The organism is Gordonia sp. LMA484, assembly GCF_058129505.1.
The window spans coordinates 97181-122717 of the sequence record NZ_CM176700.1 but is presented as its reverse complement, the minus strand read 5'-3'; the positions used below and the strand labels follow the sequence as shown (position 1 = coordinate 122717).

Genomic DNA, 25537 nt, shown 5'->3' with positions numbered 1-25537 from the left:
TCACTGCTCCTGTTTCGCGAAGAAGAACTCGTGGGCGTTGTTGTAGAGGTAGTTGTCGAGGACGTCGGGGGGCAGATCGAGTGCCTCCGCCTCCGGTATGAGGCGACGCTGGCTGAGAACGGGCCAGTCCGAACCGAAGATCACCTTGTCGGGTCCACGCTTGCGCATGTAGTGCAACAGACTCTCCGGCAGTCGTTTCGGCGACCAGGCTGAGGTCATCATGCGCAGATTCGGGTACTTGATGAGCAACCGGATGGCGACGTCCCACCACGGGTCGGCACCATGGATCATGCAGAGCTTGAGTTCCGGGAACCGGACGCACACCCGGTCGAGATGAATCGGATTCTGCACCTCCCCCGGTATCGGCGGCCCGGGAATACCCGTGTTGATACAGAGCGGCAGGTCGAGTTCGGCGCACTTGGCGTACAGCGGGTAGTACACCGCATCGCTCGGCGGGTACTGCGCATCACCCCAGAAACTCGGCCCCACTGCGGCATAGGTGACCGGGAGGTCGGCCACCACCGCCGCGAGCTCGCGCATCGAGGCGACCGGACGCAACAGGTTCGCGCCACCCATGGCCAGCGAGAACCGGTCCGGATGAGCCTCGACGAACTTGCGCGCCGTCACCGACGGCTTGGCCAGCGAATCCATCAGGATCGCCCGGCGTACACCCTGCTCGTCCATCTCGTCGAGCAATTCCGACACGTCGACCGGCGCGAACATCGACGAGCCGCCCTTGAAATAGTTGTCCCGGACGGCCAGCATCCACGACGGCTGCTGCTCGGTCTCCCCGAAATGGACGTTGACCAGACAATCGATCACCTTGTGCGGCATGAGTCTCCCGTTCTCCGCAGATCACGCCACCGACGGAACCGAGATCCCCAGGTACTCCAGCGCGTTCTCACGCATCACCCGGCGGATCTCCGCGTCGCTGCTCAGGCCCGCGAGATCATCTACGTACGACGTCGGATTCTCGAGGCCTTCACCGTGCGGCCAATCCGATCCGAACAGGACTCGTTCGGTGCCTATCGTGTTGGCGAGGTGCTTGACATCCTCTTCGTAGTAGGGCGCGATCCAGACATGCTCGCGGAGTTCGTCTACCGGGTTCTCGGCAAACCACTTCGGATACTGATTGGCGAGCTTGTGCAATCGCTTGATCAGCCGGTGGACCCATTCGGAACCGTTCTCGATACTCGCCACCCGTAGCTTCGGATGCCGCACGAACACGCCGTGCACGATCATCGACGCGATCGAGTCGTGAATCGCCCGGTCGTCCACCACCACCTTGTCGAACGGGTCGATCGTGCCGAACCCCTCGAAGTTCTCCTTGCCGCCCCACATGGCCGCGATCTGAAGGTAACCACTGTCGCCCAGATGGAAGGCCACGGGTACGTTGGCCTCGGCCAGACGCGCCCACACCGGATCATGGCTCTCGTGGCCGAGCGAACGGGGCCTGGGGCTTCCCGGAACCGGCGCGGGCCGGACGTGAACGAGCTTCGCACCGCGCGCGATGACGAAGTCGACCTCCGCCGCGGCGGCCTCCGGGTCGGCAAGCGAGATCATCGGCGCGGTGTAGATCTTGTGGTCGGGACGGTCGAATCCCCAGTCCTCGTCGAGCCACAGGTTGAATGCGTGCAGCGACGCCATCGTGGCGCCGATGTCCTTCTTGAGTGCCTCTTCCACGCCGCACCCGAACGTCGGGAACATGAAGATCGACTCCAGTTCCTGATTCTCGAGCACCTTGATACGTGCGTCGCGGTTCTGATATTCAGGTCGCAGGCCCAGCTCTTCGACCTTCATCAGGGACGCCGGGTCGACGCCCTCGGGGATCTGCCCCCGAAACATCAGATCAAGACAGCCCGGCTCGATGATGGGGTCGAACGTCGGGTTGGGGATGAACCGGTTTACCTTCTCCCCCATGACCGCCACGGTGTGCTTGCCGTCCTGCAGCATTCGCACGCCTCGACGGCGGAACTCCTTGGGCAGGTGGCGAGTGAACGCGTCGAGCGGCTCGTAATAGTGGTTGTCGACATCGATCGACAGGTATCCGAGTTCGTTCATCGTGTCCTCCAGGTGATGGGAGTGTGGTCGGGTGGTTCGGTGGTGCAGGCGTTGTATGGTCGTGGACTCGTCACGACAACGGCGGAAACCGGGCTGTACGTTTCTCGAGGAACGCCGTGATCCCCTCGATCACGTCAGGTCGTGTCAAGGATTCGTTCATCAGATCCTCCGCCCGCGAGGCGGCCTCCTGGGCGGAGCTGTCGACGTCCACACGCAACTGCTCCTTGACCACGGCGAGAGAGGCCGGCGAGCAGTTCGCGGCGATATCCTCGGCGTAGTGCAGTGCGTGCGAGAACAGTTCGTCGGCAGGCAGCACAGCCGTGACCAACCCGAGGTCGCACGCCTCTTCGGCGAGAAACGTACGCCCGCTGAGCAATAGTTCCCTGGCGACCGCGGGCCCCGCGACCTGCGGCAGAATCCAGGAGATCCCGTGCTCGGCGATGAGACCACGGCGCGTGAACGGCGCTGCGAACTTGGCACCTGCGGCGGCGAATCGCACGTCACACATCAGCGCATGTGTCAGGCCGATCCCGACGCAGGCTCCGTTGATCGCCGCGATCACCGGCTTGCGCACGGCGAGCAGGAAATGTGCGGGCCGCTCGCCGACCGCGACGCCGACGTCGACCGGCTCGCCGTCGGCAAGCGTGGCGACCTGCTCGACCGATCCCATGTGGGCGCCCGCGCAGAATCCGCGCCCGCGGCCGGTGATGAGGATGACGCGTACCTCCGGGTCATCCTCCGCGCGATCGATCAGTCCGGCGAACGAGGAGGCGATGTCCGCGGCCCACGCGTTGAGCCGATCCGGTCGGTTGAGGGTCAGAATCGCGACGCCGCCCGCGGTGACCTCGTAGCGCACCGCCTCGTCGACGCCGCTGCCGACCTTCTCCGGACTCCGCTCGACGAGACTCAAGCCGACTCCCGTCCACATGGCGCGCACGCGAACATACGACTGCGCCTTCCTGTCGCCCCGACATCACTGGACATGCCTACTGTATACCTATCGGTAGAGCGTTCCGCAACAAACTCCCGCCCTCGCCCGAACCAAGTCGACACGAGGGTCATGGCGTCTACTGTACCGTTTACCGTAAGCTATCTCGACAGTCCTCAGGGACGTTGTCGTAACCGGTCACAGAGGAGCGACCGCTCACGGAGAGGCGGCGACATGCCGAAGCAGAGCACCGGACGCAAACGCCAACGGCGTGAACGCGGCTCGATCGATCCCGACGACATCATCGCCGGCGCCTTCGAGCTCGCCGAGGAGGTCTCGATCGACAACCTGAGCATGCCCATGCTCGGCAAGCACCTCGGTGTCGGCGTCACCAGCATCTACTGGTACTTCCGCAAGAAGGACGACCTCCTCAACGCGATGACGGATCGCGCGCTGCGCCAGTACCTGCTCGCGGTTCCGCTCCCGGAGTCCGACGACTGGCGCGAATCGCTTTACCACTACGCGCACACCATGCGCCGGGCATTTCTCGACAACCCGATCCTCGTCGACCTCATCCTCATCCGGGCGACACTCGGCCCCCGTTACTCCGAGCTCGGCGCCAAACACATCGAGCGACTCGTCGCGCGGCTGGTGGAGGCAGGGCTCAGCTTCGATGACGCGTTTGACACCTTTTCCGCACTGCAACTTCATCTGCACGGTTCGAACGTGCTGACCCGGTTGCACGAGAAGAGCAAGGCGTCCGATCCCGCGGCCCGCACCTACTACGAGGACCTGGCCATCTCGCCGGAGGCGACGCCGATCCTCGCGCGGGCCGCGGCACATGGCTATACCGGCGGCGCCCCGGATGATCACAACTTCGAGTTCGGCCTGCAGTGCATCCTCGACCATGCGGAACGCCTGACGACGATCGGCTCCGCGGCCACACCTCGCGGAGCCGCGTGAGGTCGGGACATTGTCCGTCCTCGTCGAACAGCACGGTGCCATCGTCACCATCACCCTGAACCGCGCCGAACGGCACAATGTGCTCGACGGCGCGACCATGGGTGCCCTGGGCCGGGCGTTCACCGACGCCGAGACCGACGGCCGTGTCGCTGTGGTGGTCCTGGCGGCCGCCGGAGATCGATCCTTCTGTGCCGGTCTCGATCTGATGTCGCTGGCGGAGAACGGCAGTGGCACCGGCCACACCGATGGCCCGGGCCTCGATGTCGTGTTGACCCGGGACTTTCCGAAACCGATCGTCGCCGCGGTCAACGGGCGTGCGCTCGGCGTCGGATTCGAACTGGTGTTGGCCTGCGATGTCGTCGTCGCCGCCGACGACGCAACCTTCGCGCTGCCCGAGGCCCGACACGGACTCGTCGCGGCCGGTGGCGGCATCTCCGAACTTCCCCGCCGCGTCCCGGTGGCCGTCGCACTGGAACTGGGTTTGACGGGCTTACCGATCGATGCGGCACGCGCCTATGGGCTCGGCCTGGTCAATCGTGTCGTGCCGGCGTCGCAAGTCCTGGCCGAGGCCGACCGATTCGCCACTGTCATCGCAGCGAATGCCCCTCTGGCCGTGCAGTTCACCAAGAAGTACATGCGTGAATCCACCACCGGGGGTGCCACTCATCGACAGCAGGTCCAGCGGGAGTCGGCCCGAATCCTGAACGGCGACGACGCCCGCGAAGGAGCTCTGGCCTTTGTCGAGCGTCGACCACCGGTCTGGGTCGGACGATGATCGGCGCCAATTGGCACTGGGGCCTATCGCAAGCCTTTCCGTATTGCTTACAGTTACTATGACAGCCACACCGAGAGCGATGAACGCCGACGCGCGAGGAGCAGACGTGCCCGAGTCCACCCCCACCGCCACCACGACACGCCAGTTCACCTTTCCCGAGGTCGCCGACGCGGTCGCGGAGACCGTGCCCGATCGGGATCTCCTCGTCTTCGGCGACCGCCACCTCACCACCCGCCAGATCTCGGACCGGTCGAAGCGACTTGCAGCGTATCTCCACTACCGCGGCCTCGGCGTGTATGCCGAACGTGACGCGCTTGCCGGCGACGAGGTCGGACAGGACCTGTTGGGCATCTACGCGTACAACGGCAACGAGTACGTGGAGACGATGCTGGGCGCGTTTCGGGCGCGCGTCGCACCGTTCAACGTGAACTATCGCTACGTCAAGAACGAACTCCAGTACCTGCTGTCCGACGCCGGCGCCACCGCACTCGTCTACCACGCGACGTTCGCGCCGCGACTGGCGGAGGTGTTGCCGGACCTGCCCCGGTTACGTGTGCTGATCCAGATCCCCGACGACTCCGGCAATGAACTGCTGCCCGGCGCAGTCGATTACGAAGAGCTCCTGGCAGCAACTCAGCCCGATCCGGTGCCGGTCACACCCTCCCCCGACGATCTCTACGTCCTGTACACCGGCGGGACGACCGGCATGCCCAAAGGGGTGCTGTGGCGACAACATGACATCTACATGGCAGGCGGTGGTGGTCGTGACGTCTACACGGGCGAACTCACGTCGTCGCTGGAACAAGTCAAAGACCGCGTCGCCCAGGGGAACCAGCTGAAGGTGATGGTGCTCGCGCCGCTGATCCACGGCGCCGCGCAATGGGCCATCATGACCGCGTTGACATCGGGGCAGACGGTGGTGCTGTCTCCGGTGGTGGACCGACTCGACGCGGACGTGGTCGTCGAGACCATCGAGCGGGAGAAGCCGATGGTCGTCATGGTGGTCGGTGACGCGATCGCACGCCCCCTGGTCACGGCGTTCGAACGTGGTGACCGTGACATCTCCTCGATCGCGGTGATCGCCAATGGTGGTGCCGTGCTGTCTCCGACGATCAAAGAACGTCTACTCGCCGTACTGCCCAATGCCATCGTGCTCGACGGCGTCGGATCGTCGGAGACCGGCACGCAGATGACCCACATCTCGACGGCCGGCGCGGTCACCACCGGCACGTTCAATCCCGGCTCCGACACCTGTGTGCTCACCGAGCACATCGACCAGATCGCCGAACCCGGGCACGACGGGCTCGGCTGGTTGGCCCAGCGTGGCTTCGTGCCACTCGGGTACAAGGGTGATGCGGTCAAGACCGCGAAGACCTTTCCCGTCGTCGGCGGTGAACGCTTCTCCCTCCCCGGCGACCGTGCACAGCATCTCGCCGACGGTGCCATCCACCTGCTCGGCCGTGACTCGGTGACCATCAACTCCGGAGGCGAGAAGATCTTCGTCGAAGAGGTCGAGATGGCGATCGCGTCCCACCCCGCGGTCGGCGATGTGCTGGTCGCCGGACGTCCCAGTGACAAGTGGGGTGAGGCGGTGGTCGCGATCGTCGAGCTGATCGAGGGCGGGGAGGCGACCGCAGACGACATCATCGATCACGCCGCCCAATCGATCGCCCGCTACAAGTTGCCCAAGACCGTGTTGTTCAGTCCTGCCATCCAGCGCAGCCCGGTGGGCAAGGCCGACTACTGCTGGGCCCGCGAGCAGGCGGCGACCGTGGGCACCGAGTGAACTACGTGCGGCCCCGCCCAACCATCACGACGTGAGGAACCACCATGACACGAATGATCGCACCGGAGATCTCGACGTGGCCAGACGCCGAACCCCACCTGCTCGGAAGTAGCTGTAACGATTGCGAAGCGACAGTTTTCCCGGTGCAGGACCTGTGCCCACGGTGTAGCCGCCCGGCGATGACCGAGATCGAGCTTCCGCGGCGCGGCACCCTGATCGCCTGGACCACCCAGGGCTTCCTACCCGGCGCCCCCTATCTGGGAGACGAGTCATCCAAGACGTTCGTCCCGTTCGGCGTCGGACTCGTCCAGCTGGGCGACGTCATCCGTGTCGAGGGACGACTCACCGAGAACGATCCCGCCAAGCTCGAATTCGGCATGGACGTCGAGCTGACGACCATCCCCCTCGGCACCGACGAGACCGGTGACGACGTACTCACCTTCGCCTTCCAACCCGTCTGACGGACAGGAGATCTGCGACATGAACGACGTGGCCATCATCGGGGTGGGAATGCATCCCTTCGGTCGATTCGAGGGAAAGACGGCGATGCAGATGGGCGCCGATGCCATCCGCGCTGCCCTCGCCGACGCCGGGATCGATTGGAAAGACGTGCAATTCGCGGTCGGGGGTAGTTGGGAGGTCGCCAACCCGGATGCAATCGTGAGTCTCATGGGACTGACCGGGATACCGTTCACGAATGTTTTCAACGCATGCGCCACCGCGGCCAGCGCCACCGAGGCATGCGCCGACGCGATCCGGTTGGGCAAGTACGACATCGGCATTGCCATCGGCCTCGACAAGCATCCGCGAGGCGCATTCACCGTGGACCCGACCCTGGTCGGCATGCCGAAGTGGTACGGGGAGAACGGCCAGTACCTGACCACCAAGTTCTTCGGGAAGAAGGCCAACCGATACCTGCATGAGCACGGCATCTCGCAGGAGACCCTTGCCCGCGTCGCGGCCAAGAACTACCGCAACGGTGCGCTCAATCCCAATGCGTTCCGCCGCAAGCCGGTTCCCGAGGAGGAGATCCTCAACGCCCCGATGCTGAACTATCCGTTGACGCACTACATGTTCTGCGCGCCCGACGAGGGTGCGGCCGCCGTGATCATGTGCCGGGCCGATATCGCCGACCGATTCACCACGAAGCCGGTCTATGTGCGTTCGGTGGAGGTCCGGACGCGCACCTACGGCGCATACGAGGTCAACACGACCTTCGCACCCGTCGACGAGGTCGCCTCGCCATCAGTGTTCGCCGCACGCGCGGCGTTCGAGTCGGCCGGGGTCGCCCCCGAGGACGTCGGCGTGATCCAGCTCCAGGACACCGATGCCGGCGCAGAGGTGATCCACATGGCGGAAGCCGGCTTTTGTGCCGACGGCGACCAGGAGAAGCTGATCGCCGACGGCGCCACCGAGATCGGCGGGTCGATGCCGGTGAACACCGATGGCGGGCTGATCGCAAACGGCGAACCCATCGGTGCATCCGGATTGCGTCAGCTGCACGAGCTGGTCCTGCAACTACGTGGAACGGCCGGCGATCGCCAGGTTCCCGGTGACCCGACCGCAGGCTTCGCGCTCCTCTATGGTGCGCCCGGCACCGCCGGCGCGACCGTGGTCACCACCTGACCTGCAGACACGCGAGAAGAGTTTCCTCTCACAGGGATACGTCAGAGGGCGGCTGGTCTGTCGACCGGCCGCCCTCTGACCACCCCTCGCACCCGCTTGAGTCGGGTCGGACGACTACCTCAGTACCCTGACCGGAACACGGTCGTAGCCGGCCACGTTCTGCATGCTGACGCGGGTGCAGTGCTCGAGGTCGACCTCGAACTGCGGCATGAAGTCGAGAATCCGTTCCAGCGCTATCGAACTCTCGAGGCGCGCCAAGGCCGCTCCGAGGCAGCTGTGAATCCCCAGGCCGAAGGCGAGGTTCTGCGCTTCGGACCGGTCACGGTCGATGTCGAAGGTGTCGGCGTCGGTGAACGCATCCGGGTCCCGGTTGGCCGATCCGAGCATCAGGAACACCGGTTTGCCCGCCGGGATCGTCACCCCGTGGAGGGTGACCTCCTTCATGGAGTAGCGGACGTTGTATTGATTGGGCGACTCGAATCGAAGTAGTTCCTCGACCGCGTCCGGCACCTTGGTGCGGTCTTCCTGCAACTTCTTCCATTGGTCGGGGAACCGGGCGAACGTGACCGGTGCACCGCCGATCAGCTTGGCGACGGTTTCGGCGCCGGCGCCACCGAGCAACGAGGCGAACATCGCGATCTCCATGTTGCTCAACGTCGGCGGTTCGTCATCGTCTCGCTCGATCTCGGCCTGCGTCAGCTTCGTGATCATGTCGTCTGCCGGGTTCTCACGACGTTCGGCGGCGAGACCGTAGTAGAACCTGGCCAGTTCGACGACGGCGTTGAACCCCACCTCCGACATCTCCATCTGCCCGACCTCACGTTGGAGCAGGTCATCGGTCCACAACCGCACCTGCGTGCGCGCATCCTCCGGCACCCCCAGCATCCGCGAGATGATCTCGATCGGGAACAGCGCCGAGAAATCGTGGACCATGTCGAAACCGGTAGGATCCACCTGCTGGAGAAATCGGTCGATCTGCTCGGCGGCCATGTCCCGCAATTCGGCGATCGCGCGAGGGGTGAACACCTTGCTGACCAGGCGGCGCATGTGCCGGTGCTCCGGTGGGTCGAGCACGATGATCGACTTGTGCGGCGGAATCTTTCCCTCACGTACCGTTGCGAGATCGATGCCGCGGGCCGAGGAGTAGGTGTCGAAATCGCGATACGCGGGCGCGACGTCCTCATGCCGGCTCAGCGCGTAGAAGTCGTAGTGCTCGCTGTAGTACACCGGCGCCTCGTCGCGCATGCGCCGGTAGATGTCGTACGGATTGTCGAAGAACTCCCGCGAGAAGGGATCGAAGACGAGCTTCGTGTCGGTCACCTGCATCCTCCTGTACACCAGCGCCTCGCTCGGCATGATCCTCGCATATTTACTGTAAGCCATACTATAGTTACCACGGGCCTGGGGCCAACTGTTGACGCACTGCACTGGAATGGAGACAAGCATGGGATCGCCACAACGCAAGGTCGTCGTCGTGGGCGCGGGGTCGGGAATCGGGGCGGCGACCGCCGCCCACTTTCACGAGCTCGGCGACCACGTGCTCGCCGTCGACATCCGCGGCAATGACACCCCCGCAACCGAACACCGTGATGTCGATCTGCGGGACGCGGACTCGATTGCCGCCCTACTGCAATCCATCGGTTCGGGTTGGGATCTACTGGCACACGTGGCCGGGGTACCCGGCACCGCCCCGGACGCCGACGTGTTGCGGATCAACTACCTCGGCATGCGCCTCATGGCCGAGGGCATGCTGCCACTACTGAACCCGGGTGGGGCCATCGTCGCCGTCGCCTCCACGGCCGGCATGGCGTGGCAGCAGCGCCTCCCCCAACTCGAAGGCCTGCTGGCAGCGACCGATGCCGAGGCCGTCGAGCAGTGGCTCGCTACCCAGGAACCGGGGTACCCGGCGTACAACGCCTCGAAGGAAGCCGTGCTCGCCTACGCCAAACGTCTGTCCGGCCCGGCGTGGACCAAGTACGGCGTGCGGGTGAACACGGTGAGCCCGGGCCCCGTCGAGACACCCATCCTGGTCGACTTCGAGAAGTCGATGGGCAAAGACACATTGGAGATGGTCCGCGCCACCGTGGGACGACACGGCACCGTCGACGACATCGTGCCGGCGATCGCCTTCCTCGGCTCCCCCGAAGCACGCTGGCTCACCGGACAGAACCTCGAGGTCGACGGCGGCTTCATCGCGTCAATGATCGCGGGCCCGCCGATCCAGCTCTGACGCACGCGATGCCGCTTGTCGTGAGGTCGCCAGCTGACGGGGAGCCCCATCCTGAGATCGAGTAGTCGACGAGCGGCAGCGCAATTCCCTTCCGCTGCCGAGTCGACGACAAAGGGCAGCAAGACGGCCTCGTCCGCTGCCGAGTAGACGACAAGCGTGCAACAGACCCCCCTTTCGCTGATCGAGTAGGCGACGAGCGAACGCGGAGCCCCCCATTCGCTGATCGAGTAGGCGACGAGCGAACGCGGAGCCCCCCGTTCGCTGATCGAGTAGGCGACGAGCGGCAGCGGAGCCCCCCATTCGCTGATCGAGTAGGCGACGAGCGGCAACGGAGACCCCCTTTCGCTGATCGAGTAGGCGACGAGCGGCAACGGAGACCCCCTTTCGCTGATCGAGTAGGCGACGAGCGGCAGCGAGGAGACGTATCGAGATCCCCTGCCGCTCAACCGTTCAGCCACGACGCAAACAGACCCCGACCGCCCCGAAGAATTCTCTTGCACGTTCTTCCAAGAACGCCATCGCCCACGATGAGCTGATCAAACAGTCGGCCTTCGACATCCGCTGCCCGGCGCATCGCTTCGCGCACAACGCTTCCCCGATCCCTGAGGAGGTCCGGAGCGCTAGCGAAGGACCGTCACGAAGGGCGGCCCTTCGTGACGCATCCTCGCAAGCTCGGAGGCTCCTCAGGGACCGGAGCTACGCGACCGAGGCGCTGACCGAATCGTTCGCCGAGTCACGATCGCCCCATCCCCGCCCAGAACCGGCGCACGATGAACCTCAACAACGTGCCCACCGCCGCCTGAGCGCACCCGGCGACAACAGCCGCCAGGCGAGGGGCCCCTGCTGATCGAGTAGATTCCGAGCCGCCAGGCGAGGGACATCATCCGCTGATCGAGTAGGTCCCGAGCCGCTAGGCTAGGGAACCCATCCGCTGATCGAGTAGGTCCCGAGCCGCTAGGCGAGGGACCGTATCGAGATCACCCACCCCAGGTCTCGATACGCGACTCACTTCGTTCGCTGCTACTCGACCAACGAGATGCTACTCGACCAGCGAGATGCGACCGGACCCACGTGATGCGCGGTACGCGCCACCGCCGCCGGCACCGTCTCTGCCGGTCGACCGATCTGCATCTACGTGAAGTCGGTACCACCGTCGACGTTGACGTTGGCGCCGGTCATGTACGAGTTTCGCCGTGACGCCAGGAACGCAACGACCGGGCCGACCTCCTCGGGCAGGCCGACCCGCGGCAGGTGGGCCGGGTGTCCGAAATGCTCGGTGATCGCAGCCATCAATGCGTAGGGATCGGCGGTGTCCACGCCGACCGACCGCGCCCAGGCGAGGAGCGAATCGGATGCGACGCTGCCCGGTGACACCACGTTCACCAGGATCTCGTCGGGTGCGAGTTGCAGCGACAGGTTCTTCGAGATGCTGGTCACCATCGACTTCGCCGCGGTGTAGGCGGCCAGCGATACCGTCTGTCGCTGAGTCGAACTCGCAGAGAAGTTCACGATTCGTGCCCACTCTGCCCGACGCAGCAGGTCCAACGCAGACCGGACGCAGTGCACGATGCCGAGCACTCCGTCGTCGAACGCGGTCCGCCACTGCTCGTCGCTCAGACTCTCCACCGTGCCGCGTACATTCGGGCCCACCGCGTTGACGAGAACGTTCACTGAGCCCCAACGACTGTCGAGGTCGTCGAAAGCCTGGTCAACCTGGGTGCTGTCACGCACGTCGACCACCATGCCCACCGCATCCGGGCTGCCCCGACCCTTCAGTTCGGTGACTGCGGTGTCGAGGTCGGCACGGGTTCGCGCCAGCAACGCGACCCGTGCCCCCTCATCGGCGAAGCACCGCGCGGCGGCCAAGCCCATCCCGCGGGCGCCGCCGGCCACGACGACGGAAGCATCACCCAATCCCAGATCCACAGCTGCTACCCGGAAAGCCGACTCAGCGCGGCTGGAAACGCTGAGCGCCGTCGATGCGGACGACCTCGCCGTTGATGTAGGTGTTCTCCAACAGATACTGCGCCAGACCCGCGTATTCGTCCGGGGTGCCGAGCCGCTTCGGGAACGGGATGTTCGCCGCGAACTTGTCCAGCGCCTCATCGCCCAACAACTCCAACAGCGGGGTACGCATGGTTCCCGGCGCAATACTGTTGAGTCGGATCGCAACCGAGCTGAGGTCGCGCGCACCGGTGAGTGTCAGGGAGATGACCCCGCCCTTGGCAGCCGAGTACGCCGACTGACCCATCTGACCTTCGAATCCCGCGATGGAACTCGTCATGACGATCGCGCCACGCTCCCCGTTGGGCTTCTTCTCCTGGGTGGCCAGCTTCGCCGCGGTCAGACGCAGCACGTTGTACGTCCCGGTCAGGTACAGGGCGATGGTATCGGTGAAACCCTTGCTGCTGTGCGGGCTCCCGTCTCGATTGACGATCTTCTCCAGCACACCGATTCCGCCGTGCGCGATCACGGCGTACCGCAGCGTTCCGAGTTCGTCGGCCTTGGCCAGTGCGGCGTTGACCGAGTCATCATCGAGCACATCGGTGTGCACATAGACGGCCTTGTTGCCCAGTTCGTCCGCAAGCGCCTGTGCCGGTTCGTCGTTGACGTCGGCGATGACCACCGCCGCCCCTTCGGCGTGCAGCTTACGCACGGTCGCGGCGCCCAGCCCACCAGCACCGCCGGTGACCAGAACCACTTCACCTTCAAATGACATGAATGTCCCCTCCGAGATTCGTGTGATGATCGATGTTTCAAACGTGCAGATGGATGTCAGGTGCCGGTCCAGTTCGGCTTACGCTTCTCCGCGAACGCGACCGCACCCTCCTGAGCGTCCTTCGACGCGAAAACCGGGACGATCGTCTCGATCAGCTTCTGCCACTTCTCATCCTCGGACCAGCTGCGCGACTTGGCGATCACTTCCTTCGTCGCGGCGATGGCAAGCGGCCCGTTCTCGGTGATGCGTTCGGCAAGAGCGATCGCCTCGTCCAGCGCGTTGCCATCCTCGGCCAGAACATTCACCAGGCCGTACTGCTCGCCCTGCTCGGCCGTGAAGCTGTCTCCGGTCAACGCCAACTCGAGGGCCTTCTGGTACGGAATTCGTTCGGGCAGACGGAACAAGCCGCCGGCACCGGCGACGAGACCGCGTTTGACCTCGGGGATGCCGAACCTGGCCGACCTGGCCGCCACGATCAGATCGGTCGCCAGCACGATCTCGGTTCCACCGGCCAGGGCGTAGCCCTCGACGGCCGCGATGATCGGCTTGGCGGGTGGCCGCTCGGTGAATCCCATGCCCCGGCCCTCGATGGCGACGATCTCACCAGCCGCGAAGGCCTTCAGATCCATCCCGGCGCTGAAGTTACCGCCGGCACCGGTGATGATCGCGACGGACAGGTTCGGATCCTCATCGAGTTCGTCGACCGCGTCCGCGATCGCCTGACTCACCGCGCGGTTGACCGCATTACGTGCCTGTGGTCGGTTGATCGTGATGATCAGGATTCGACCCCGACGTTCGAGTAGCACTTCATCTGACATGTCGTTTCAGCCCTTCACCTCGATGACGACAGCACCGCCCTGTCCGCCCCCCGCGCACATGGCGGCGACGCCGATACCGCCGCCGCGCCGCCGCAACTCGTAGAGCAAGGTGGTCACCATGCGTGCCCCCGATGCGGCGATGGGGTGGCCCAGGCTGCAGCCGCTGCCGGAGAAGTTCACCAAATCCTCGTCGATGCCGTATTCGCGGCATGCGGCGATCGGCACCGATGCGAAGGCCTCGTTGATCTCCCAGAGATCGACGTCCCCGACCCCGATACCTGCTCGCTCGAGGACCGGGCCGATCACCTTGACCGCCCCGAGGCCGCAATCACGCGGCGGCACACCGACCGATGCCCACGCCCGGACGGACGCCATGACGTCAAGCCCACGCGCGGCGGCGAAGTCGTTGTCGACCACGGTGACTGCGGCAGCAGCATCGTTCATGCCGCTGCTGTTACCGGCGGTGATCGAGAAGCCCTCGATCTCCGGATGCAGCACCGGAAGCGATGCCAGCTTCTCCAGCGACGTACCCCGGCGCGGGAATTCGTCGACGACGAAATCGGTCATCGCACCGTCGGGCAACGTGACCTTGAGCGGCATGATCTCGTCGACGAACTTGCCTGCGTCGATTGCTGCGATGGCCCGCTCGTGGGAACGAACCGCCCAGGCGTCCATCTCGGGCCGGGTGATACCGACTTTCTTCGCGGTGTTCCAGCCCACGGTGATGGCCATGTCCATGGTGGGTGCATCCGGGGTCTCCGGATGACTCGGCGGAATCCAGGGCTCACGGAACGTCATCTCGGGCCCCGGCTCAGGTACCCGCCACTTCATCAGCGGGCCGGTGGACAGGGATTGCACACCACCGGCGACGACGACCTGTTCCATGCCCGAACCGATCTGTGCGGCGGCATTTCCGATCGCGGTCAGGCTGCCCGCGCAGTGGCGGCTGACGGCCTGCCCGGGCACATCATCCATCCCGTTGGCGGCGGCCGCATATCGCGCCAGGTCACCGCCGCCGTAGTTGGTCTCGGCGAAGATGATGTCGTTCACGTCGGAGGGTTCGAGACCAGATCTGCGGATCACCTCCGGCAGGATCGCGGTGGCGAGTTGTTCGGCGGACGTGTTCACGAGCGTTCCCTTGAAGGAACGCCCGATCGCAGTGCGTACGGCACCGACTAGGACGGGTGTGGGCATCGGTTCTCGACCTCGGTTCAACGGGCTGCGGACGCAGCGACGGACGTGGTTCGGTGGGTGGAGCGACTATCGGGTAGTTACCGTATAGGCAACAGTATAGGCTTCGGCGGCCTGCGTGAACCCCTCGCTTCCGATCGACGCGAGCTACAGTTCCGGCTCCGGGACGTGAAAATGCTCATCGCGAAGCCGGAACGCCTCCTTGGTGCCGTGTTCGGCGCGCGTCTTCACGAAGTTGAACTCGCCGGGAGAGAACTGCAAGTTGGTGCCGTAGGCGTGGAACATGTAGCTGGCGACCTCTTCCCCCTGGTAGGCCTGACTCTGTTCGACCAGGCGGAAGGCCTCTTTCGCGATGACGACACCGTCGGCCGGCATCTTGGCCGCCTTCTCCGCCCAGTAGCGGGCCCGCGCGGTGACGACGGTCGGATCGCAGGTCTCGGTGAAGACACCCAGATGTTCCACCGAGGCGGCGTCCACGATGTCGCCGGTCAACAAGAGTCGTCGGGCCAGGACGGGCCCCAGACGATGGAAGAACATGTGCAGACTGCCCAATGCCGGACCGAGGAAGCGCGTGGCCGGCATGCCGATTCGGGTATCCCGTGCGATGACCGAGATGTCGGTCATGAGGGCCATCTCGAACCCGCCGCCGAGAGCGAACCCGCTGATCTCACCCACCGTCACCTTCGGGAAGCCAAGGAACTCGTGGTAGAAGTCAAACGTCTTGCGGTCCACGATCAGTCGCCGACGCTGACTCGGCCGGCTCTTGGCGGGTGGTGTCGAACCGTTTGTCTGCCCGCCGTACCAGCCGTAGGCGTTGTTCATGTTCGCCCCGGTGCTGAACACCCCCTCGGCGCCCCGCAGCATGACCACGGTGATGTCATCGTCGTCGACCACGATGTCGAGGCACCGAGCGATCTCGTCCCGCATCGCCTTGTCGTAGGAATTGCGCTGTGCCGGGTTGTTGAACGTGATCGTGGCGATTCGGCTGTCCTTGTCGAGGTCGAACAACACTCGACCGTCGGCAGTGGCATCGGCAGTGGCGTCGGCCATGTGATTCCTCTTCTCCTCAAGCTGCTACGCCGAGCTCGGCGAGTCCGAATTGATATGAGTCCGAATTCGGGGCGAGCCCCGAATCGGTTCGAGTTGCGTTGCTACCGGTCATCGGGGCTCGGCTCGTCGGGCACCGTACCGGCGCTGCGAGAGCTGCTCGGTGGACATGGCCACCGAGTCGAGTTCACCGGTGCACAGCAGCCGGCCGTCGAGAAGCAGGCGGGCCGTGCAATGTAGTCCACGCTCGGTCGCTTCCCGGGTGATGTCGAAGTCCAACGGCACCAACAGCGGGGTCGGCCGGCGATAGGTGAGGGTCAGCGACCGCGTCTTGCCCGCGACACCGACCGCGCAGTTGTGGTGCTGGATCACGCAGTCGAAGAACGCGGCGAGAAACCCACCGTGCACCAGTCCGGGTGGACCCTCGTAGAGCACCGGGAAGGTGACCGTTCCGCGAGCGCTGTCCCCTTCGATCTCGTCGAGACGGTATTCCGGGAAACTCGGGTTGAACGATCCGATGTCGAAGGCGTGATTGAGGTAGACCCGCTGGTCATCGGTCTGGTCGGGGCCGAAGCGCGGCCGGGGATCCGGCGGCACCGACATCGCCAGCTCATCTTCCCAGGTCCGTACCCGACCGATCAGCTCCTCGACAACGGGGTGCTCGTGTTCCAGCGAGATCAGCAGACCTGCGAGGCGGCGGAGCGCTCCAGCGGCCTCCCGGGTCTGCGCGAGTGGCTCCTCCCCGAAACGGAGATCGGTGCGGCCGTCAACCGTACCCACCCCAGACGCTTCTTCCTCCTGCGCCATGTGACCTCTTTCTATGGTGGCCGGTACCGCCAATCGCGATTCCTTGCTAACTTGTGGAAAGCTATAACGGTATTGCCTACCGTATAGGTAACAGTATCCCTCCGGAAGATGGGGCTCAACGGTGAAGGAAAATGGCGGTCCGCCGGGACCGGCCGGCGAGGTCCGGGTCGAGAGAGACGGTCCGCTGTTACGTCTCGTGCTCGACCGCCCGGATGCGCGCAACGCCCTCACCCCGCCCATGGTCGAGACCGTGATCGGTGCGCTCACCGCCGCGGCGACCGACGACGCGCTCCGGGCCATCGAGATCACCGGCGAAGGAGAGAACTTCTGCGGTGGCGCGGACTGGATCGCGACCAACAGCGGCGAGCGGAAGCGCCCCCGGTCCGGGGACCTCGTCCGTCGCATCCCGCACGCGGCGCACCGGATCATCGAACTGGTCCAGGACATCCATCTACCCGTGGTGTGCACCGTTCGCGGTTGGGCGGTGGGACTCGGCTGCAACCTCGCGCTGGCCGCCGACTTCGCCGTCGCCGCCGACGACGCTGTGTTCTGGGAGCCGTTCATGTCCCGCGGGTTCAGTCCGGATTCGGGTTCGACCTGGCTGCTACCCCGGCTCATCGGCATCGCGCGGGCCAAGAAGATGCTGCTCCTCGGCGACAAGGTCGGGGCGCGAGACGCCGAGGACTGGGGTCTGATCCACCAGTCCGTACCTCCCGACCAACTGGACGCGACCGCCGCTGAACTCCTGACGCGCCTGACCACCGGACCGACCATCGCCCTGGGCCTCGCGAAACAGGCCATCAGCCACGGTCAGCGCGCCACCTTGCCCGAGGCCATGAACCACGAACTCTATGCGCTCGAGCTCTCCTGTCGTACAGGAGATTTCAAAGAGGGTCTGACAGCATTCCGCGAGCGCAGGTCACCCGAGTTCGGCGGGCGATGACAACGGTCGCACCGACACCTCCCTGCCGGCCCGTCCGGCACCGTTCAGCACGAAGGGAATACCGAATGTCGTTCGACACCATAAAATACGAGGTCGATGGTCACACCGCGACCATCACGCTCAACCGTCCCGATGCTCTCAACGCGCTCAGTCCGCACATGATCACCGAGCTGCGCAGCGCCTACGCCGAGGCAGAGAACGACGACGAGGTCTGGACCCTCATCGTGACCGGCAGTGGACGTGCGTTCTGCACCGGCGCCGACGTCAAGGAAATCCCCGGCGACGGCAAGGTGATCAACGAACGCCCCTACCTGTCGACCTACGAGCAGTGGGAGGCACCGCAGGAGGGCACCCCGCCGTTTCGGACCATGGCCAAGCCGGTCATCGCAGCCATCAACGGCATCTGCTGCGGCGCCGGCCTCGACTGGGTGACCACCGGAGACATCGTCATCGCATCGGACAAGGCCACCTTCTTCGATCCCCACGTCAGCATCGGGCTGGTCGCCGGACGCGAGGTCGTCCGTCTGGCGCGCGTGCTGCCCCGGTCGGTGGCCCTGCGGATGGCGCTGATGGGCAAGCACGAACGCATGAGTGCCGCCCGCGCGCTCGAACTCGGCATGATCAGCGAGGTCGTCGATCACGACCAGCTCGTCGAACGCGCCCACGAGATCGCCGGGATCGTGAATGCCAATGCACCGCTGGCGGTCCGCGGCACACGCCTGGCGATCCTCAAGGGCATCGACCTCCCGTTGCACGAGGCCGAGATGCTCGCCGAATCCTTCCGCGAACGGGTCACCCGGACCGAGGACGCGCTCGAAGGGCCCCGAGCGTTCGTCGAGAAGCGCGCACCCGAGTGGCAGTGCCGATGATCGCCGACGCGTCGGACGAGACCGATTTCGAGACGATCACCCTCACGGTCGATGAGGCCGATCATGTCGGCACCATCACGCTGAACCGCCCCGATCGGCTGAACACCTTCGACCGCACCATGTGCCATGAGATGCGGCGGGCCTGGCATCTGGTGAAGTTCGACGAGCGGGTGAACGCGGTGGTCCTACGCGCGGCCGGCGACCGCGCCTTCAGCGCCGGGCTCGATGTCAGATCGCCGTACGGCCAGCCCGACAACATCTGGAACCATGAGGATCCCGGCGAGCTGTTGAGCCCGAAGTGGCAGAAGATGTGGAAGCCGGTGGTGTGCGCCGTGCAGGGCATGTGCACCGCGGGCGCACTGTATTTCGTGAATGAATCGGATGTGGTGATCTGCTCCTCGTCGGCGACCTTCTTCGATTCCCACGTCACCGCAGGATTGATCTCGGCCCTCGAGCCGGTCGGTTTGATGCGCCGGGTCGGGCTCGGCGATACCCTGCGCATCGCATTGATGGGCAACGATGAGCGGGTCGGCGCGGAGACCGCGTTGCGGATCGGGCTGGTGACCGAGATCACCGCGCCCGACGACCTCTGGCCGCGGGCCCATGAGATCGCCGCCGGCATTGCCGCCAAGCCACCGACCGCCACCCAGGGCACGGTGAAGGCGATCTGGGAGTCGCTGGACAAACCGTACCGGGCGGCGATGGATCAGGGCCTGATCTATACCCGTCTCGGCAACCCGATCGCCCGATCGGAACTCACCGGGCCGGCACCCGGAACCACCCAGGCCGGGGCCACCGCAATTCCGAGGATTCGCTGATGGGGATGCACTGATGGGGGATTCACTGATGACCGACACCGGCGTAGACACCACGACCGCACATCGCCTCACCCGCCGCATCTCCGCCGTCCTGGACCTCGATCGCGACGCGGGCGCAATCGAATACGAGCAGCAGTGGATCACCTGGGGTCAGCTCGGCGACCTCGCCGCCGATATGGCCACCATCAGTGCTCAGCACGGCTGCAGTCCGACACCGCGGGTCGGAATCCTGCTGCGCAACAAACCCACCCACGTCGCCGCGGTTCTCGGTGTGCTGCTCGCCGGCGGGTGCGTGGTGACGATCAATCCGTCCCGGGGCGACGAGCGGACCCGGTCGGACATCACCGCACTAGGCTTGCCTCTGATCATCGGTGACGCCGCCGACCTCGCCCAGCTCGTCGAACCGAATCCCCGGACCACGGTCGTCACCGTCGGCGAGATGACCTCCCGACCAGAGATCGCCGCCGCCCGCCAACCGGTCACCGACACCGATGCTCGCCCGGGAGTCGCCGTTCTGATGTTGACGAGCGGGACCACAGGTCCCCCCAAGCGAGTGGAACTCGGTTACGACATGCTCGCGCACAGTGTGTTGGGATCCGAGACCGACGACGACTCCGCACCGACCCGGCTCAGTTCCGGGGTCGCCATCGTCAACGCTCCGCTGGTGCACATCGGCGGCGTCTTTCGCACGCTGCAATGCATCGTCGCGGCGCGGCCATATGCGCTGCTGCCCCGCTTCGAACTCGCCACGTGGGCTGACGCGGTCCGGCGGCATCGTCCCAAGGCGGTGTCGCTGGTCCCGACCGCAGTGCGGATGGTACTGCATTCCGATCTGACCCGTGAGGACCTCGCCGGCATCCGAGTGGTCACCTCGGGGACCGCCCCACTGTCGGCCGACGACGCCGATGCGTTCACCGAGAAGTTCGGCATTCCGGTACTCACCTCCTATGCTGCAACGGAGTTCGGTGGCGGCGTCGCCGGCTGGAGTCTCGCCGACCATCGTGAGTACTGGACCCGCAAGCGTGGCAGCGTCGGCCGTGCCACGCCCGGATCACGGCTCCGTATCGTGAGCGACTCGGGCACCGAACTCGGGCCCGACGAGCCCGGACTCCTCGAGGTCCAACCCGCTCAACACGGTTCGTCGGCGCCGTGGATACGCACCACAGATCTCGCGCGAATCGATGATGACGGATTCCTCTGGATTCTGGGTCGCGCCGACCAGGCCATCATCCGCGGTGGCTTCAAGGTCATCCCAGAGGATGTCCGCACCGCCCTGGAGAGTCACCCCGCCGTCCGGGGCGCGGCCGTGGTCGGACGTCCCGATGCCCGCCTCGGGGCGACGCCGGTGGCGATGGTGGAGTTGCGATCCGATGCAGACGTCTCCCCGGCCGAGTTGGGGAGTTATCTGTCGCAGCGCCTGGCCCGCTACGAGGTCCCCACCGTCATCGCCGTGGTGCGTGCCATCCCGCGCACCCCTTCGGGCAAAGCCGATCTGACGGCCGTCCGCCGTCACTTCGAGGAAGGTGAATGATCCGTGCCGGATGATCCGACAGCAACCATCACGACGCCGACCATCGCGACGCTGATCCGTGAGCGCGCCGCCCAATACCCGCACAAGCCCATGGTCGTCGACCCGACCACCCGGGTCAGCTACCGAGACCTCGATGACTCGACCCGCGCGCTGGCGGCTACTTTCGTGGAAGCCGGGATCGGCCCAGGAACCCGCGTCGGCCTGATCATGCCGAACAACACACGATGGGTGCAGATCGCTGTCGCCGTGACCCGGATCGGCGCCGTGCTCGTGCCGTTCAGTACGTTGCTGCCCGCACGCGAACTGACAGCGCAGCTCACCATATCCGGCGTCGCGCATCTGATCACCGTCGAAGAATTCTGTTCGCACCGGTACCTCGACGAGCTCGCCACTGCACTCGACGTCGACGCCCTGCGGCCCGGTGGCGTCGCGAATCCGTCAGTGCCCGCGCTGCGGCGGATCTGGACCGTCGACGAGGTGTTCCGGGAGCAGCGCTTTCCCGAGGTGCGGACCATCGTCGACGCTCTTGCCGACTCGGTCGCACCGAGTGACCCGATGGTCATCATCTTCACCTCCGGCAGCGCCGGAGCCCCGAAGGGCGTGATCCATTCCCACGCCGGCGCTCTCGGTGCCGTGGGGGCGGGACTGCGGGCGCGCTGTATCGACGCCGACACCCGGCTGTACCTGCCGATGCCGTTCTTCTGGGTCGGCGGCTTCGGTTCCGGGATTCTCTCGGCGCTGTTAGCCGGGGCGACATTGGTGACCGAGGAGATCCCCAGCCCCGAATCGACGTTGCGATTACTCGAACACGAGCGGGTCACCCTGTTCCGGGGCTGGCCGGATCAGGCGGCCGCGCTGGCGAAGCGGGCGCCGGACTTCGACACCGATCTCTCCTCGCTGCGTGTGGGCAGCCTGGACGCGCTGCTGCCGCCGGGCATGCAGGCCGAGCGTGGCGCCCGCGCCAACCTGTTCGGCATGACCGAATCCTTCGGACCCTACTGTGGATATCCCGCCGACCTCGACATGCCCCGGTCCGCCTGGGGGAGTTGCGGACAACCGTTCGACGGGATGGAGGTGCGGATCGCCGACCCCGACACCGGCGCGCCGCTGGCCCCCGGACGCACCGGTGAGATCCGGCTGCGCGGCCCACATGTGCTGCAGGGCATCTGTCGTCGCGGTCGCGAGGAGGTGTTCACGGCCGACGGCTTCTACCCCACCGGCGACCTGGGTCATCTCGACGATCAGGGCTTCCTGTTCTATCACGGCCGCTCCGACGACATGGTGAAGGTCAGTGGCGCAACGGTGTATCCGAGTGAGGTCCAAGCCGCTTTGACCACGATCGAGGGAGTCGACAACGCGTTCGTGACGCACGTCGACGGTCCCACCGGACCCCAGGTGGCCGCGGCCGTGGTCTGCCGAGCGGACATGACCGCCGACGACCTGCGGCATTCGGCCAAGCAGGTCCTGAGCACGTTCAAGGTGCCCACCGTCTGGCTGCTGCTGGAATCCGACGCCACGATCCCCCGCGGCGGCACCGGCAAGGTCGACGCCCGTGGGCTACGGGAGCTGCTCGACCGGGTCGACAAGCATTCCAGCAGAGCACAACCGGCAGCGGCCGGGACGAGGTGATCGGAGAAGCCATGAAGACCAGAGGCGCTGTCATGTGGGAGTCCGGCCAACGGTGGTCGGTCGACGAGATCGAGATCGGCGAGCCGCACAAGGGCGAAGTGTTGGTGCGGATGGAGGCCGCGGGTCTCTGCCACTCGGATCATCATGTGGCCGCCGGTGACATACCGAAGGCCGCGTTCCCGATACTCGGCGGTCACGAAGGTGCCGGGGTCATCACGGCGGTCGGTGCGGGCGTCGACGATCTCGCCGTGGGCGACCACGTCGTCATGTCGTTCATCCCGTCCTGCGGCAAGTGCCGATCGTGTCAGTCGGGCAACCGAAATCTGTGCGACATGGACGCCGATCTCCTCGGTGGCAGGTCGATCTCGGACGGCACGTTCCGCATTCAGGCCTCCGGGCGGGACGTCTATCCGATGTCTCTGCTCGGCACCTTCGCGCCCTACGCCGTCGTCCATCAGACGTCGGTCGTGAAGATCGATCCGTCCATCCCGTTCGAGATCGCCTGTCTGGTGGGCTGCGGTGTCACCACCGGCTACGGGGCCGCGGTGCACACCGCCGACATCCGGCCCGGCGACGACGTGGCCGTGATCGGTGCGGGCGGGGTGGGTTCGGCAGCGCTGCAGGGTGCGCTGTTGTCGGGTGCCCGCCGGGTGTTCGTGGTCGACCCGGACGAGTGGAAGCAGCAGCAGGCCCGCAAGTTCGGCGCGACTGAGGCGTTCGGCGATCTCTCATCGGCCGCACTTGCCATCGCCGAGGCCACCGGCGGGCGTATGTGCAAGACGGTGCTGGTGACGGTCAGCCGATGTGATGGCCGTGAGGTGGAGTCGTGGCTGAACCTCACCGCCAAGAACGGTACCTGCGTGATCGCCGGCATGGGTAGCGTGACCGCCAGCGAGGCCGCGCTCAATCTGTCACTGTTGTCCACGACGCAGAAGAAGCTGTGCGGCAGCGTCTTCGGTGGCGGCAACCCGCATCTGGACATTCCGGAGACGTTGGCGCTGTACAAGCTCGGCGATCTGCGGATCGACGACATTGTCACGCGTGAGTACCGTCTGGACCAGATCAACGACGGGTTCCGGGACATGATCGATGGCCGCAACATCCGCGGAGTGATTCGTTTCACCGACGAGGATCGGCAGAACGTATGAGTCTCACGGAGATGTCGGACATCCATGATCTCTTCGGACAGATCGGGTTCGGGGAGGCCTTTCACGACGGCGACGAGTTGGTCGTGGAACTGCCGGTCGCACCGCACATCATCAACACCCGCGGCGGCATCCAGGGTGGCCTGATCGCGACTCTGATCGACGTCGTCGCCGGATTGCACGTCACCGAGAACAGCACACCCGAGAACGGTGCGGTCACATCCGACATGAACATCCGTTGCCTGCGACCCATCGTGTCGGGCACGGCCCGCGCCCGATCCCGGATCGTTCACTCCGGACGCCGATCGGCGATCGTCCAGGTCGAGGTCTACGGCACCGAGCCGGAGAAACTCGCGGCGTTGGCCACCGTCAATTTCGCCCGCATCACGACTCCGGCTGCCCACTAACGAACCTCAAGCACCCGCTGAGCGGTCGCAGGTGCGGCCGACGAACAGGAGCCGACATGGCAGATCGTCTTTCCGGCAAGGTCGCCTTCATCACCGGTGTCGCGCGTGGCCAGGGGCGCGCACACGCGATACGCATGGCCGCCGAGGGCGCGGACATCATCGGGGTGGACCTCGCCGGTCCGCTACCCGAGTTCGTGCCCTATCAGTCGGCGACGCGTGATGACCTCGACGAGACGGTGAAGCTCGTGGAGGCAGCGGGTGGTCGCATCTGCATCGCGGTCGCCGACACCCGCGACCTCAACGCTCTCAGGGCAGCTGTCGAGGCCGGCGTCGCCGAGTTCGGACGGCTCGACGTCATCGTCGCCAACGCGGGGATCGCCGCACCACAACCCTGGGACCAGATCACCGCCGAACACTTTCGCGAACTCGTGGACATCAACGTGACCGGGACCTGGAATGCGGTGATGGCGGGGGCACAGCGGATCATCGATGGTGGACAAGGGGGTTCGATCATCCTGATCAGCTCTGCGGCGGGACTGAAATTGCAGCCGTTCATGGTTCACTACACCGCGAGCAAGCACGCGGTCACCGGTCTCGCACGCGCCTTCGCCGCCGAACTCGGCAGGCACCGGATACGGGTCAACAGCGTTCATCCCGGCCCGGTGAACACCCCGATGGGAACCGGCGACATGGCCGCTCGGGTGATGAGTGCGACCGAGAGCAATCCGCAACTCGCCCACATGCTGACGCCGTTCCTGCCGGACTGGGTCGCCGAGCCCGAGGACATCGCCGACACCGTGCTCTGGTTGGCCGGCGACGAGTCCCGGCTCGTGACCGCGTGCGCGATCCCGGTCGATCAGGGCAGCACCAAGTACTGATCCGAAACGTTGGCGGAGCGTCGACAACCGCTGGCCGTGAGGAGCCTCCGAGCCTGCGAGAAACAGCACCGACTCCGCTCCCTGAGGAGCCTCCGAGCCTGCGAGAAACAGCACCGACTCCGCTCCCTGAGGAGCCTCCGAGCCTGCGAGAAACAGCAGCACCGACTCCGCTCCCTGAGGAGCCTCCGAGCCTGCGAGAAACAGCACCGACTCCGCTCCCTGAGCCTCGATCTTTCATGTGGTGGTGGGTTGGGGGTTTCGGCGGCTGGGTGTGGGGTTGGTGTGGTGTGGGTGTGGGTGATCGCCGGCGCTGGTGTTCGCCGGTTCTTCGGGTCCTGGGTTGAGGGGCAGGGGCTGCTGTGTGGT

The 25537-nt window shown here is 65.5% G+C and carries 24 protein-coding genes; 14 read left to right on the top strand and 10 right to left on the bottom strand.

Annotated features, from left to right (window positions below; all coding sequences use genetic code 11):
• From AC4AMJ_RS00530 to AC4AMJ_RS00520, 3 genes are all read right to left on the bottom strand, one after another.
• Positions 1-834 carry an amidohydrolase family protein gene (locus AC4AMJ_RS00530; protein WP_489916597.1) on the bottom strand — a complete coding sequence of 278 codons (834 nt, stop codon included), beginning with the start codon at positions 832-834 and terminating at the stop codon, positions 1-3.
• A 21-nt stretch (positions 835-855) separates the two neighbouring features.
• Positions 856-2061 carry an amidohydrolase family protein gene (locus tag AC4AMJ_RS00525; protein ID WP_489897523.1) on the bottom strand — a complete coding sequence of 402 codons (1206 nt, stop codon included), beginning with the start codon at positions 2059-2061 and terminating at the stop codon, positions 856-858.
• A gap of 70 nt (positions 2062-2131) precedes the next feature.
• Positions 2132-2971: an enoyl-CoA hydratase gene (locus AC4AMJ_RS00520; RefSeq protein WP_489897524.1), complete on the bottom strand. Its 840-nt coding sequence runs from the start codon at positions 2969-2971 to the stop codon at positions 2132-2134.
• 252 nt (positions 2972-3223) lie between these two features.
• On the opposite strand from AC4AMJ_RS00520, the gene AC4AMJ_RS00515 reads away from it, so the two are divergent.
• The 5 genes from AC4AMJ_RS00515 to AC4AMJ_RS00495 all read left to right on the top strand — a co-directional run bounded on the left by AC4AMJ_RS00515 (position 3224) and on the right by AC4AMJ_RS00495 (position 8139).
• Positions 3224-3952 carry a TetR/AcrR family transcriptional regulator gene (locus AC4AMJ_RS00515; RefSeq protein ID WP_489916595.1) on the top strand — a complete coding sequence of 243 codons (729 nt, stop codon included), beginning with the start codon at positions 3224-3226 and terminating at the stop codon, positions 3950-3952.
• A 10-nt stretch (positions 3953-3962) separates the two neighbouring features.
• Positions 3963-4727, top strand: a complete 765-nt coding sequence (locus tag AC4AMJ_RS00510; protein ID WP_489916593.1) for an enoyl-CoA hydratase/isomerase family protein — start codon at positions 3963-3965, stop codon at positions 4725-4727.
• A 79-nt stretch (positions 4728-4806) separates the two neighbouring features.
• A complete protein-coding gene (locus tag AC4AMJ_RS00505; RefSeq protein WP_489918544.1) occupies positions 4807-6513 on the top strand; it encodes an acyl-CoA synthetase in 1707 nt (568 codons plus the stop codon).
• A gap of 44 nt (positions 6514-6557) precedes the next feature.
• Positions 6558-6974, top strand: coding sequence for a Zn-ribbon domain-containing OB-fold protein (locus tag AC4AMJ_RS00500; protein ID WP_489916591.1), 417 nt, complete (start codon positions 6558-6560; stop codon positions 6972-6974).
• A 19-nt stretch (positions 6975-6993) separates the two neighbouring features.
• Positions 6994-8139: a thiolase family protein gene (locus AC4AMJ_RS00495; protein WP_489916589.1), complete on the top strand. Its 1146-nt coding sequence runs from the start codon at positions 6994-6996 to the stop codon at positions 8137-8139.
• Positions 8140-8253: 114 nt separating this feature from the next.
• On the opposite strand, the gene AC4AMJ_RS00490 is transcribed toward AC4AMJ_RS00495, so the two are convergent.
• Entirely contained in the window at positions 8254-9459 is a 1206-nt protein-coding gene (locus tag AC4AMJ_RS00490; RefSeq protein ID WP_489897530.1) for a cytochrome P450, read from the bottom strand.
• 124 nt (positions 9460-9583) lie between these two features.
• Between AC4AMJ_RS00490 and AC4AMJ_RS00485 the strand changes: the two genes are divergently transcribed.
• Positions 9584-10369: a coniferyl-alcohol dehydrogenase gene (locus AC4AMJ_RS00485; RefSeq protein ID WP_489897531.1), complete on the top strand. Its 786-nt coding sequence runs from the start codon at positions 9584-9586 to the stop codon at positions 10367-10369.
• A 1131-nt stretch (positions 10370-11500) separates the two neighbouring features.
• Here the strand turns inward: AC4AMJ_RS00485 and AC4AMJ_RS00480 are convergent.
• From AC4AMJ_RS00480 to AC4AMJ_RS00455, 6 genes are all read right to left on the bottom strand, one after another.
• Complete coding sequence (locus AC4AMJ_RS00480) at positions 11501-12295, bottom strand: SDR family NAD(P)-dependent oxidoreductase (protein WP_489916587.1); 795 nt, start codon at positions 12293-12295, stop codon at positions 11501-11503.
• Positions 12296-12317: 22 nt separating this feature from the next.
• Complete coding sequence (locus AC4AMJ_RS00475; RefSeq protein WP_489897533.1) at positions 12318-13088, bottom strand: SDR family NAD(P)-dependent oxidoreductase; 771 nt, start codon at positions 13086-13088, stop codon at positions 12318-12320.
• Positions 13089-13144: 56 nt separating this feature from the next.
• Complete coding sequence (locus AC4AMJ_RS00470; protein ID WP_489916585.1) at positions 13145-13906, bottom strand: crotonase/enoyl-CoA hydratase family protein; 762 nt, start codon at positions 13904-13906, stop codon at positions 13145-13147.
• A gap of 6 nt (positions 13907-13912) precedes the next feature.
• Positions 13913-15100: a thiolase family protein gene (locus AC4AMJ_RS00465; protein WP_489916583.1), complete on the bottom strand. Its 1188-nt coding sequence runs from the start codon at positions 15098-15100 to the stop codon at positions 13913-13915.
• A gap of 144 nt (positions 15101-15244) precedes the next feature.
• Positions 15245-16147: an enoyl-CoA hydratase/isomerase family protein gene (locus AC4AMJ_RS00460; protein WP_489916581.1), complete on the bottom strand. Its 903-nt coding sequence runs from the start codon at positions 16145-16147 to the stop codon at positions 15245-15247.
• A gap of 108 nt (positions 16148-16255) precedes the next feature.
• The gene (locus AC4AMJ_RS00455; RefSeq protein WP_489897537.1) at positions 16256-16951 is read right to left on the bottom strand and encodes a PaaI family thioesterase; all 696 of its coding nucleotides are present in this window, start codon (positions 16949-16951) and stop codon (positions 16256-16258) included.
• Positions 16952-17072: 121 nt separating this feature from the next.
• Here AC4AMJ_RS00455 and AC4AMJ_RS00450 point away from each other — a divergent pair, with 121 nt between their 5' ends.
• The 8 genes from AC4AMJ_RS00450 (at position 17073) to AC4AMJ_RS00415 (ending at position 25171) form a co-directional block, all read left to right on the top strand.
• Positions 17073-17894 (top strand): enoyl-CoA hydratase/isomerase family protein, encoded by an 822-nt coding sequence (locus AC4AMJ_RS00450; RefSeq protein ID WP_489916579.1) that lies wholly within the window; start codon positions 17073-17075, stop codon positions 17892-17894.
• A gap of 65 nt (positions 17895-17959) precedes the next feature.
• Positions 17960-18763, top strand: a complete 804-nt coding sequence (locus AC4AMJ_RS00445; protein ID WP_489916577.1) for an enoyl-CoA hydratase/isomerase family protein — start codon at positions 17960-17962, stop codon at positions 18761-18763.
• Entirely contained in the window at positions 18760-19581 is an 822-nt protein-coding gene (locus tag AC4AMJ_RS00440; RefSeq protein WP_489918543.1) for an enoyl-CoA hydratase/isomerase family protein, read from the top strand. Before AC4AMJ_RS00445 ends, AC4AMJ_RS00440 begins: the two co-directional genes overlap by 4 nt.
• A 13-nt stretch (positions 19582-19594) precedes the next feature.
• Positions 19595-21112, top strand: coding sequence for a class I adenylate-forming enzyme family protein (locus tag AC4AMJ_RS00435; protein WP_489916575.1), 1518 nt, complete (start codon positions 19595-19597; stop codon positions 21110-21112).
• A gap of 3 nt (positions 21113-21115) precedes the next feature.
• Positions 21116-22741, top strand: a complete 1626-nt coding sequence (locus AC4AMJ_RS00430; RefSeq protein ID WP_489916573.1) for a class I adenylate-forming enzyme family protein — start codon at positions 21116-21118, stop codon at positions 22739-22741.
• Positions 22742-22752: 11 nt separating this feature from the next.
• Positions 22753-23889 (top strand): NDMA-dependent alcohol dehydrogenase, encoded by a 1137-nt coding sequence (locus tag AC4AMJ_RS00425; RefSeq protein ID WP_489916571.1) that lies wholly within the window; start codon positions 22753-22755, stop codon positions 23887-23889.
• Positions 23886-24293 carry a PaaI family thioesterase gene (locus AC4AMJ_RS00420; RefSeq protein ID WP_489916569.1) on the top strand — a complete coding sequence of 136 codons (408 nt, stop codon included), beginning with the start codon at positions 23886-23888 and terminating at the stop codon, positions 24291-24293. The genes AC4AMJ_RS00425 and AC4AMJ_RS00420 overlap by 4 nt, the downstream gene beginning before the upstream one ends.
• Positions 24294-24349: 56 nt before the next feature.
• On the top strand, positions 24350-25171 hold the full coding sequence (locus tag AC4AMJ_RS00415) for a mycofactocin-coupled SDR family oxidoreductase (RefSeq protein WP_489897544.1): 822 nt from the start codon (positions 24350-24352) through the stop codon (positions 25169-25171).
• Positions 25172-25537: the final 366 nt, after the last annotated feature.